Origin of the sequence: Desulfovibrio sp. SGI.102 (assembly GCF_050314315.1) — a bacterium.
In the GTDB taxonomy this organism is placed as follows: domain Bacteria; phylum Desulfobacterota; class Desulfovibrionia; order Desulfovibrionales; family Desulfovibrionaceae; genus Desulfovibrio.
In genome coordinates, this window is sequence record NZ_JBNPNC010000068.1 from 1 (window position 1) to 10,994 (window position 10,994).

Annotated in this window: 10 protein-coding genes and 1 riboswitch; of the genes, 3 read left to right on the forward strand and 7 right to left on the reverse strand. The window is 64.3% G+C overall.

Annotation, left to right across the window (positions count from 1 at the left end; all coding sequences use genetic code 11):
* Window positions 1–117: 117 nt before the first annotated feature.
* Window positions 118–1,404, reverse strand: a complete 1,287-nt coding sequence (gene thiC, locus ACQRCJ_RS11090; protein ID WP_427799813.1) for a phosphomethylpyrimidine synthase ThiC — start codon at window positions 1,402–1,404, stop codon at window positions 118–120.
* Between the two features lie 57 nt (window positions 1,405–1,461).
* Window positions 1,462–1,575: riboswitch (TPP riboswitch) on the reverse strand.
* Window positions 1,576–1,806: 231 nt separating this feature from the next.
* Here thiC and ACQRCJ_RS11095 point away from each other — a divergent pair.
* Together ACQRCJ_RS11095 and ACQRCJ_RS11100 are read left to right on the forward strand one after the other, a co-directional pair.
* A complete protein-coding gene (locus ACQRCJ_RS11095; protein WP_303934027.1) occupies window positions 1,807–3,168 on the forward strand; it encodes a TrkH family potassium uptake protein in 1,362 nt (453 codons plus the stop codon).
* Window positions 3,169–3,275: 107 nt separating this feature from the next.
* The gene (locus tag ACQRCJ_RS11100; RefSeq protein WP_168934553.1) at window positions 3,276–3,935 is read left to right on the forward strand and encodes a potassium channel family protein; all 660 of its coding nucleotides are present in this window, start codon (window positions 3,276–3,278) and stop codon (window positions 3,933–3,935) included.
* Window positions 3,936–3,993: 58 nt separating this feature from the next.
* Here ACQRCJ_RS11100 and ACQRCJ_RS11105 read toward each other — a convergent pair whose 3' ends face one another.
* Complete coding sequence (locus ACQRCJ_RS11105; protein WP_168934552.1) at window positions 3,994–4,734, reverse strand: sulfite exporter TauE/SafE family protein; 741 nt, start codon at window positions 4,732–4,734, stop codon at window positions 3,994–3,996.
* A gap of 7 nt (window positions 4,735–4,741) precedes the next feature.
* Window positions 4,742–5,635 carry a M48 family metallopeptidase gene (locus ACQRCJ_RS11110; protein WP_168934551.1) on the reverse strand — a complete coding sequence of 298 codons (894 nt, stop codon included), beginning with the start codon at window positions 5,633–5,635 and terminating at the stop codon, window positions 4,742–4,744.
* 268 nt (window positions 5,636–5,903) lie between these two features.
* On the opposite strand from ACQRCJ_RS11110, the gene rbr reads away from it, so the two are divergent.
* Entirely contained in the window at window positions 5,904–6,479 is a 576-nt protein-coding gene (gene rbr / locus ACQRCJ_RS11115; RefSeq protein WP_006006079.1) for a rubrerythrin, read from the forward strand.
* Between the two features lie 351 nt (window positions 6,480–6,830).
* Here the strand turns inward: rbr and ACQRCJ_RS11120 are convergent, their stop codons facing one another.
* From ACQRCJ_RS11120 to ACQRCJ_RS11135, 4 genes are all read right to left on the reverse strand, one after another.
* Window positions 6,831–7,406, reverse strand: a complete 576-nt coding sequence (locus tag ACQRCJ_RS11120) for a hypothetical protein (protein ID WP_337440663.1) — start codon at window positions 7,404–7,406, stop codon at window positions 6,831–6,833.
* Window positions 7,406–7,864 (reverse strand): GNAT family N-acetyltransferase, encoded by a 459-nt coding sequence (locus tag ACQRCJ_RS11125; RefSeq protein WP_297137842.1) that lies wholly within the window; start codon window positions 7,862–7,864, stop codon window positions 7,406–7,408. The genes ACQRCJ_RS11120 and ACQRCJ_RS11125 overlap by 1 nt, the downstream gene beginning before the upstream one ends.
* A 14-nt stretch (window positions 7,865–7,878) precedes the next feature.
* Window positions 7,879–9,990, reverse strand: coding sequence for a hypothetical protein (locus tag ACQRCJ_RS11130; RefSeq protein ID WP_427799814.1), 2,112 nt, complete (start codon window positions 9,988–9,990; stop codon window positions 7,879–7,881).
* Between the two features lie 258 nt (window positions 9,991–10,248).
* A partial coding sequence (locus tag ACQRCJ_RS11135) for a hypothetical protein (protein WP_427799815.1) occupies window positions 10,249–10,994 on the reverse strand: 746 nt, incomplete at its 5' end.

Genomic DNA, 10,994 nt, shown 5'->3' on the forward strand with positions numbered 1-10,994 from the left:
GACTGCCTGTGATGCAGGCAGTCCTGATGAGCGGTTTTGGGGGAAGGAGGGGGCGAGGGGGAGGGAACAACTTTTTTCCGCAAGGAAAAGGGGTCCCCTCCCCCTTCAAAGGTTTTCCTAGTCCTTTTTCTGGTCCTTGAGCATCTTCACGGCGCAGAATTTGCCGCACATGGCGCAGACATCTTCATGCTTGTGGTCTTCGCGGCGCTTGTCCAGCTGCTGGGGATCAAGGGCGGCTTCGCGCATCATGTCCCAGTCCAAGGCCTTACGGCCGGCGTTCATGGTGGCTTCGCGGCGCACGGCACGTTCACGGCCCAGGGCTACCTCGCCCACATGGGCAGCCACGCGCGAGGCCATGACACCGGCGCGCACATCTTCTTCATTGGGCAGGGTCAGATGTTCGGCCGGGGTCAGGTAGCAGAGGAAGTCCACACCGGCTTCCACGCCCAGGGCACCGCCGATGGCACCGGCGATATGGTCGTAGCCCGGGGCGCTGTCGCAGCACAAGGGGCCGAGGACATAGAGGGGAGCGTTGTTGGTCAGGCGCTTGATGCCCTGGATCTGGGTGCGGACCTGATTCATGGGCACATGGCCGGGGCCTTCGATCATGCACTGCACGCCCTGTTCCAGAGCATACTTGGCCAGACGGCCCAGGGTGATGACTTCTTCCCACTGGGCGGCATCACCGGCATCCACACCGGCACCGGGGCGCAGGCCGTCGCCCAGGGACAGGGTGACGTTGAACTGGCGGCACACGTCGATGAGACGGTCGAAATATTCCAGCAGGGGATTTTCCTTGCCGTTTTCCAGCATCCAGCGGGCCAGCATGGAGCCGCCACGGGAGACGACGCCCATGACGCGGTCCTGCTTGACGGCCATTTCCGCGCCGCGCTTGGTCAGACCGCAGTGCACGGTCATGAAGTCCACGCCCTGGCGGGCCTGCTTTTCGATCTCGGCGAACAGGTCGTCAGGCTGCATGCTGGCGATGGCCCGGTCATTGTCCAGGATCTGCTGGCCCACGGAATACATGGGCACCGTGCCCAGCGGACGGGGGCAGGCAGCCAGCATGCCGGTACGGATGGCATCCAGATCACCGGCGATGGAAAGATCCATGACCGTATCGGCCCCGGCTTCCAGGGCCACGGCCAGCTTGCGTTTTTCGGTGTGCAGACAGTTGCACAGCGGCGAGGTGCCGATATTGGCGTTGACCTTGATGCGGGAAGGCTGGCCCACGACGATGGGCGCCAGGCCCGCGTGGGCGGGATTGCCCAGCAGGACCATGCTGCCGGCTTCGATGGCACTGGTGATGGTTTCAGGGGCAAGGCCCTCTTCCTGGGAAAGGGCGGCCAGATGCTGGTCGAGAAGGCCGCGCAGGGCGGCGTTACGGGAGAGGATGGAAGACATGGGTTTGCATCCTTGGGTTTGGACGCAGGGCGCAAAAAAAGCCACAACCTGTCTTTCGCGGGTGCGGCTCAGCTTCCCTACGGCAGTGCGAACTGCGTCAGGTTCACAGGGTCTGGGACTATCCCACTCTCAGCCGTGCAACTGCCGTTCACGGCTCCCCTAGCTGGCGGGCACTGTAGCGGGCTTTGCTCCGGCTGTAAAGTACGCCCCGGAGGCGCGGCTTGCAATAGCCGGGCAGCTGGACTAGGGTCAGGCGTCATCGCCCGGCTGCAGCGACCGTTTCTTCAGGATGTCGGCAGGCCGGGACCGATGTCTGCTCAGGGCGCCGGGCGGCCTGGCTTTCGCTGTCCATGCGGAGGCCGTCTGCCGGACGGATGATGCGTCCTGAGCCCAGAGGAGAGCATGCAGCGTAAACGTTATCTCACTCCCCTGACATGGCCGGCCATCTCCTTTGCGGCCATGATCCTGCTGGGGACACTGGCCCTGTGCCTGCCCGTCTGTCATGGCGAAGGAGCTTCCCTCTCCGTGGTGGATGCTGCGTTCCTGTCTACTTCCGCAGTCTGTGTGACCGGCCTGTCCCCGGTGGACATCAGCCAGGTGCTGAGCCCTGTGGGACAGGGCGTGATGCTGGTCCTCATCCAGGTGGGCGGTCTGGGCGTCATGACCTATACCAGCCTGATCTTTCTCCTGTGGCGCAAGCAGGTGCCCTTCACCAGCCGCGAGGCCGTGAGCCAGGCCCTGCTGGGCGGGGATTTCAATATGGGGCAGTTCCTCCTGCAGGTCGTGTGCATCGTCCTGGGCGTGGAGCTGCTGGCCGCGCTGGTGCTGTTCCTGCATGATCCGGTGTTCTTTTCTCCCTTCAGTGCCCTGTTCCATGCGGTCTCGGCCTTCTGCAACGCCGGTTTCGCTCTGGCGCCGGACAATATGGTCGCATTCCGGGAAGACGGGCTGGTCTGCACGGTCATCTGCATCTGCATCGTCCTGGGGGGCATCGGTTTCGGCGTGCTGCGGGAATGCCTGGGCATCCTGAGCCGGGGGCGTCTGGCGCCGGTGACGCGTCTGAGCCGTCTGAGCCGCCTGGTCATCAATACCAGCCTGTTCCTCATCGTGGCCGGGGCGCTGCTGATCTTCGTGGTGGAGTGGCGTCGCGCCGGCAACGAGGATCTGGTGGGGGACGGCCTCCATCTGTTCCTGATCTCGCTGTTCCACTCCATCTCCGCCCGAACCGCCGGTTTCAATATGGTGGACATGGCCAACTGGAGCCACGCGAGCCTGATGGTCCTGATGGTCCTGATGTTCATCGGCGGCGGACCGGGGTCGTGCGCCGGCGGTATCAAGATCGTGACCTTCCGTCTGCTGGTGGGCTATGTGGTGGCCCAGGTGCGCGGGGATCGTCAGATCGTTTTCCACAAGCGGGGCGTGCCGCCGGAGAACCTGACGCGGGCCCTGACGCTCTTTTTGCTGCATACGCTGAGCATCTTCTTTTCCGTCTTTTTGCTGACCATCACGGAAAACGGCATCCTGCACCGGGTCGAGGGACAAAGCATGGCCTTCGTCAATTTGCTGTTCGAGGTGGTCTCGGCGCAGGGCACCGTGGGGCTGAGCGTGAACCTGACTCCGCAGCTGACCAGTGAAGGCAAGTGCATCCTGATATTCAACATGTTCGCCGGTCGTGTGGGGCTGCTCTCCCTGCTGCTGGCCCTGCGCAGCCTGCAGCCCAAAAAGGCCTATGCCTACGCGGAAAGCCAGCTGCCCGTGGGGTAACACCGGAGAAGGATAGTTTTGAAAGGACGCGGCCAAGACCGTGTCTGCGGCTGTTCCCGAAGCCGCCCCCGCGGGCGGCATCGGCGCCATCGTGACAAGGAGCCTGCATGGCAGAGAAAACTTTGGAAATCGGCATCATCGGTCTGGGGAAATTCGGCCTGCGCATGGCCACGACTCTGGCTTCCATGGGCCATACGGTCATCGGCATCGACATGGCCGATGCCCGTGTGCAGCTGGCCGAAGAGCTGCTGGATACGGTCTACAAGGCCGACGCCACCAGTCTGAGCGTCCTGCGCTCCCTGCATGTGCAGGATCTGGACTGGGTGGTCATCAGCGTGGGCGAAGGGGTGGAACAGTCCCTGAGCATCACGCTCAACGTCCAGGAGCTGGGCGGCCCCAAGATCTGGGTCAAGGCCTCCAACGAGGAACACAAAAAGATCCTGCAGCGCCTGCATGTGGACAGGGCCATCGTGCCCGAGATGGAAGCCGCCGTCATGGCCGCGCACCAGCTGTGCCATCCGGGCATGCTGGACCTGATTCCCAAATACGGCGGCATCGCCATCCAGGAGCTGCGCGTCGACAACTGGCACGGGCGCACGCTGGTGGACCTGAACCTGATCCAGTCCTTCGGGGTCATGGTCATGGGCATCCGTCCGGCAGGCGAGCGCGCTTTTCAGTTCGTCCCGCCGGCGCTCACCGTGCTGCACAAGGGAGACACGCTGGTGGTGGCCGGCCGGGCCGATGCCGTGCGCAAACTTGAGCCGTAACCTGACGGTTGCCGTTTTTGGCCAATAAAAAAGGACGCCTGGGGGCGTCTTTTTTCGTTCAACTGTCCAGCAGGGCCCGTGTCAGGATGGAAAAGCCCGACAGGCCGATGACGATGGCCAGCAGGCGCTGGAAGCTGGCCTCGCCGATCTTGCGTGCCAGGGGATAACTGATGACCAGGCCCACGCCGCAGCCCAGCAGACAGGGGATCAGGCCCTGGAGCACGGGCCCGGTGTAATAGCCCGCCAGGTATTGCATGAGGACCAGAGGCAGGGAGAGCCCCAGAAAGTACAGGCTGATATTGCCGCGGGTGCGGTCCTTGTCCCAGTGGGCCAGCTGGGCATACATGCCGATGGCCGGGCCGCCGAGGCCGCTCACTGCCTGGATGAAACCGGCCAGCGCTCCGCTGACGGAGCCCCAGAGCCGGGGCGAATGCAGGGGCCCCGGCCGGTGGGCCAGCAGGTGCCAGACCATGTGGGCCATGAGCATGATCCCCAGGCCCACCTGCAGGGCACGCGCGGGGATGAGCGGCAGCAGGGCCACACCCAGCAGGGCGCCGGGGATGGTGCCCAGGAGCAGCAGCCGAAGATCGGCCATGCGGTAATAATGGCGGAACTGCCAGCCCAGGATGGCAGGCAGCGGGATGCAGATGATGCAGGTGATGAGGGAGGCCGTCTTGATGTCCGTGACCAGCAGGACGATGGGCAGGGCGAAGATGCCCGCGCCCAGTCCGCTGATACCGTTGACGATTCCCCCCAGGGTCCAGCCGGTGAAGCAGATGAAAAATGATGCCCAGTCCATCAACTGGCTATACGGGGCTGTCTTGAGCTTGTAAAGCGGTTCGCCCGGCCTCTTTGTCCGGGGCAGGTGAAGGGCAGGGGCGTGCCCAGACCGGCAGATCGCGCCAGAAGGCCGTCAGGCGGCGTTCCTGGAGTTTCCAGTCAGGAGAGAAGCGGGCCAGCGTCTGCCGGTAGGCCGGGGAATGATCCATATGATGCAGGTGGCACAGCTCGTGCCAGCACAGGTGCTCCAGCAGGGACAGGGGCAGCAGGACGGCACGCCAGTTGAGGCTGATGCTGCCGCCGTCACGGCTACTGCAGCTGCCCCAGCGGCGGCGCTGGTCCCTGACAGTGACCCGGGCGACGGTGAAGCCGCCCTGACCGGCGAGCCGCTGCAGATAGGGGGGCAGCAGCTTTTCTGCCTGCCGGCGGCACCAGTGGCGCAGCAGCAGGGCGGCATCTTCCGGCGTGGCAGCGGCATAGAGCCGGAGTTCCTCATCCCGGACAAGGGCCAGCAGACGTTTGCTGCCGGCGCGCAGCAAAAGCGGCGGCTCTGTGCAGGAAGCGGCCTGGCGGCGGCCTTTGGACAGCGGCCCGTCGGAGATGATCTGCAGGGCCGTACCGCGCAGGGGAAGGAGAAGCTTTTCCGGCAAGACGAGCGGAGCGGGCGCGGGGCAGGCAGGGAGATGACGTTCCAGCCAGGGCAGGAACGAGAAGAGCAGGGCAGGCAAGGCCGTGGCGGGGATGCCGGCAGGCACGGTCAGGAGCAGGCCCTTGTCGGGGGACAGGCGCAGGCGCAGATTCCGGGCCCGGGCGGAAGGGATGAGGCGTGCCTCATGGCGGCTGCCGTCTGCCAGAGTGAACAGGACGGAGCGGTCGCCATCGAGGAGCTGGACGGAAGAAGGAGCGAAAAGGGGCTGCATGCCGTAAGCTTGCCACAGCTGTTGCGGGCCTGTAAACAGGGTAATAAAAACTATACGAATGATTTCAATGTGTTATTATAAATATAACTTGTTTTTTTATGGATTTGGCGTTATGCAGATGACAGGCAGCCCGATAATTTTTTTCGGGAAAATGGAAAAAGTGCTTGCATTCGCTAATGAGATTTATTATCAATAGCTCAACGGGGAACGAAACAAGACCTCCTCAACAACAAGCACACCAACAGAGCCACGGCTCGGGAGACAGCATATGAAATCTTTGAAAGGTACCCAGACCGAGAAAAACATCCTGACCGCTTTTGCCGGTGAATCTCAGGCCCGCAACCGTTACGACTTTTTTGCTGCCAAAGCCAAAAGCGATGGCTACGTCCTGGTCCGCGACATCTTCCAGGAAACCGCCCTGCAGGAAAAGGAACACGCCAAGCGCCTGTTCAAGTTCCTCGAAGGCGGCGATGTGGAGATCGTGGGTGCATTCCCTGCCGGCATCATCGGCGCCACCGAAGCCAACCTGCTGGCCTCCGCCGCCGGTGAAAACCACGAGCACACGGAAATGTATCCTTCCTTCGCCGCTGTGGCCGAAAAGGAAGGTTTCTCCGAGATCGCCGCTGTGATGCGCAATATCGCCGTGGCCGAAGCCTACCACGAAAAGCGCTTCCTGGCCCTGGCCAAGGACATCAAGGAAGGCCGCATGTTCATGCGTGAAAAAGCCACCGTGTGGCGCTGCCGCAACTGCGGTTGCCTGGTGGAAGGTACCCACGCTCCCGATCTGTGCCCGGCCTGTGCCCATCCCAAGGCCCACTTCGAAGAACTGAACTACACCTTCTAGTCCTTTCCTGACGTAGCCTGCCCGCTACAGTATGGATACCCGGGGCCGTGGCAAGATGCCGCGGCCCTTTTTTTATACCGGGCAAAAAAGGCCCTCCCTTCGTGAAGGGAGGGCCTTTTGCGTTGCAAAGGAATATGCCTCAGGAGCAGGGCCGTCGCGGGGAGGACTTTTCCAGGCAAGGCAAGACCTGACAAGGCGTCTCTGCCGGGATGCGGATACGACGGGCAGAAAAGCAGGCAAAGAAAAGCGGGCAAGCCCGCAGCTGGCGCGTCGCTGAGGCTGTCCGGCATCCCGCGCCCTTCCGGCATCAGGCAGCGCCCGGGAACCGTTTTACATCCTCCGCCATTTTCTTCAGGGCAGGCGCGGCCCCTGGCCGGAGAACAGGTCAAAGTTGTTGCCCAGGCGTCCGGCGCCATTGAGCAGGGTCTTGCTCAGGGAAAGATAGTCCGTGCTGCTTTTGCTGCGCAGCTGCCGTTCCCGGGCCTGGGATCCCTGGGCGGCATTGCGCTGGTTCCAGGCCTGAACTTCCTGATTGTAGGCCGCGCGTTCGCCCTGTTCTTCGATGGACAGGGCATCAAGTTCTCCTTTTTCCCGCAAGTCGAGCTGACTGTCCAGATGGCTGCCGCTGTCGATCTGCGCGCCCGAGGCCCCGGCCTGTGCCCGCTGTTTGCCGACCAGCAGGGATGTTTCCTGACGTTTGCGCACCGCCTTGTCGTAACTGTCTGCCCGGGTCTGCCGGGCTTCTTCTTCGGCCATGCGGGCATTCTCTTCAGCGATCTGCGCATTGCGCCGGGCCATGTCGGCGGAGAATTCCGCCTGCTTGCGCTGCTCTTCCTGACGGCTCACGGCACTCCAGGTGCCCACGGCGGTGCTGGCAAGGGTCACGACGGCCCCCAGCAGGGCCGCGGTACTGCTGGCCACGGCCATCAGCGCAGCTCCTTGTGCCAGACGCTTTCCGTATGGCGGGCCCCCAGGCGGCGGTACAGGGCGTCACAGGGGCGGGAGGCCGGGGAACTGTACTGGACCACGTCCGCGCCGCGTTCCCTGAGCCCGGCCTCGGCCGCACGCAGCAGCTTCAGGACGGCCAGGCCTTTGCGGGCGGCCGGTGCCAGATACAGGCCATCCAGAGCGGCCAGACGTTTTCCCGGACGGTGCGGGCAATCCGTCAGGGTGAAGGCGGCGTAGCCCTGCAGCCTGCCGGAGCTGTCCCGGGCCGTCACCACATGCAGCATGCCCAGCCGCTCCCAGCAGGCATAGCGTTCCGTGTCCAGGGCGTAGACCTGCGGGCCGAACAGAGCGGCCTCGCTCTCGTCCCAGTGGGCCTGCAACAGGGGCGGCAGCTCCGGCAGCAGGCGTTCGAGCGGTTCACAGTGACAATGGATCATGCTCTCTCCTTGGTTCATATCTCCGCAAATTCCACATCCAGGCTCAGGGCCAGCAGGTGGAAGGGCAGGGGACGTTCCTGCACCAGCCAGATGGTGGCCGAGGGGCCATGTCCTCCGGCGGGCAAAAAATCCACATCGCCGCTGAAAGGTTGGCAGGCCTCATCCCAGCGCCGGGGCAGGAAGGGGATGTCGTAAAGTTCGTCGCGGCCGGCTCCGTAGCGCCCGCCCACGCTGCGGTACAGGCGCAGGCAGCAGCGGCCCAGTGCCCGTTGCCGTCCCAGCGTGCTGCCGGATTCGCCGCTGCCTTCCACGGGCAGGGGCGACAGGACGGAGGCATAGGGCAGGCCTGCCTGGACGATGCGGGCGGCAAAGGGCAGCCGGATGCGGCCCTGCCGCACCACGCAGTCTTCCACGGGGCTCCCGTCCGCCAGCACGGCCAGGGACTGGCCTTCCAGATGGTCGAGCCCGTCCACGTCGTTGACCGCTTCTTCCCGGTGAAGGCTCAGACCGCAATCCACAAAAAAAGCTTCCTCCACAGGATCGCTGTCCTGCCACTGGGGGGCCAGACGTTCCAGACAGTAGCGGGTGCCGCCGTCCGCATCCCGGCGGCGGACCACCAGCAACAGTTCGTCGCTGTCCGGGCCGGAGATGCTGCACACGGACAGCACCTCTCCGGCCGTGGGATGGCGGCTCCAGCCCCAGATGTCGTGCTCCTTGAGATAAGTCAGGGCCAGCAGCAGGCCGTCGTCGCGTACGATCCAGAGCACGGATCCCGGCGTCTGCTGGTAGGCCCACTGACGCAGGCGGTGCCCTTCGAACAGATGCGGCGCCAGGATGGAAAGGTCATTGCCCGCATAGCCGTCTTTTTCCAGCGAATAGAACAGGTCGCGCACATGGGCGCCGTGGCGCTGCACATGCAGGATGGCATTGCCGATGATGATGGGCGCAAGGCCCGCGCTGCCCCAGTAGGACTGGGCCGTGATGGTGATGTTGCCCGGGGTGATGGCACTGCCGTTGCCGCTGGCCTTGTATTCGCTGCCCGAGGTGCCCAGCAGCAGGTCCCCGAAGCTGGCCGCCCAGGCGATGGCGTCGATGGAGCCGGACGCGATGAGGTATTCCACCGGGTCGTCGTCCTGCAGGGGGCGGGACTTGCGGAAGTTCTCGAAGTCCCCGCTGCGCGAAAGGTAGAAGGCCTGCGGGCTGTCGCGTGTGCCCGCCAGGACCATGCGCTGCTGGTGGAAGGCCACCACGGACGGGTTGTTGCCGTCGGCGAACGGGTCCCAGTCCTCGCGCGGGGTATCGGCGGTGTCTGCCTGATAGTTGTTGTCCGAAAATGTCGTGCCGCTGCTGACGCCGATGAAGCCGTAGTACCCGGCCTCCTCCCGGTAGATATTGTATTCCGTGGCGCCTTCCACGGCTGTCCAGGAGATGTCCGTGCGGTTGCCCACCACCCAGTCGGAAGGATGCTTGCCGTTACAGCTGCCCGCCTCCGAAGCCAGCGACTGCTTGCCGTTGGCGTCCACGGCCACGATCTTGTAGCGCAGCGTGTAGCCGAGCCCGGCGTCATCGTCGTTGTTGCCGCGTACGAACGTACAGCCGGGGGCTTGGGGAGCGGGCAGGCTGCTGTTGAGGGCCACGGCTTCCAGCGTCCAGCGGTACCCGTGGCTGCGGATGGCATTTTCCGGCAGGGGGGATTCCGGCTCGCTGTCCGTACTGCGGACGAGCTTGTGCAGCGGATAGGCCGTGTGGGCCAGATAGACCGTATCCCCCACCTGGGCGGCGCAGATCTCCAGCAGATGCCGGGCCTCGTAGGGGGTGGACAGCCGGGGGATGCTCCCTTCCTGCGGATCGAAGCCGTGGATGTCGGCGATGCTCAGGCCATTCCCCGAAAGGACGAGCACGAAGTTCTGCTCCGCCAGAGCATTGAAGCTGAGAGGCAGGAGCACGGCCTCGTCTTCGAGGCTGCCCAGGAACAGGGTCCCGGGGCGGCGGCGCACGTCGCCGTGCAGGCCGGGCAGCATGTTCTCCATGCATTGCACGGAACTGCCGTAACGGGAAAGGTCATAGCGGGCGGCCAGGATGGGGGAGACCTCGCCGCCGGTGAAGTTGTGCAGGGCTATGCGCATGGATCCTCGAAAAAGGTGGAGGTTGCGGGATGGGCAGGAGAACCAGGGAAAAGCCTGTGGGAGCTGTCCCGGATCGTGGGGAAAAAGGCAGCATCACAGGACGTGGATGGGGAATGGGATCGGCCAGACGCAGGATGCTCGTGTTCACGTTGCCGCATCTGTCCCAGCCCGTATGCTTTCGGGCACGGGCCGTGACGGCATGTGCCGGGGCCGGTATCCGTTGCAAAGAAAATGGGCCGTTCCCGCATCCGCCGGGGCTCAGGCCGCGCTTGCTTCTTCCCACTGCCACAGGCCTGCCGTGCCCGGTGTCCAGACGCAGGCGGGCATGTCGGCCTTGGCCAGCCAGAGCTTGCCCTCATAGGTGTAGTAGCTGTCCTTGGTGACATCCATGCCGTAGAGGAAGGCGAAGGGATGTTCCGGGCTGCCGTCCGGCTCTTCACCGGTCTCCGGGTCCACGGACAGCGGACGGTACACGGCCAGCATCCCGGTGGCATCCGGGGGCTGGTTCTCCAGCGCGGTCACCTCCTGCATCACCTCATAGACGATGCCCTTGTGGGCCAGGCGGTAGGCCTTGGCGTAGGTCTGTCCGGCGGCCCAGTCCGTGAACAGCCCGGCTTTGGCGAAGGTGGCGAACTCGGCGGCGGCGAAGGCGCCCGTCTGCACCATGTCCGCCTGCATCCGGGCTATAAGGATGGAGGACGACTGCGCCCTGGCCTCGGCTACGGCCTGCGCGGCCAGCTCTTCGTCAGTGGGCGGGCGGTTGGCCTCTTCTTCCAGACGGGCCTTCTCTTCTTCCCACAGGGCTACGAAGGGGGCCACGCGCCCGGCGTAATCGTCGGTGGAAAGCTCCTCGTTGGGCAGGCCGTCGCCGGGCTCCACATGGCCCGCGCCGTCGTGCCACTGGAGGGCGTGGAAGGTCTCGGACGTGATGCCGTCCAGGAACAGCACTTCCCCGTCCACAGCGATGATGCCGTCGGACGGGATGACGGTGACGTGTGTTTTCA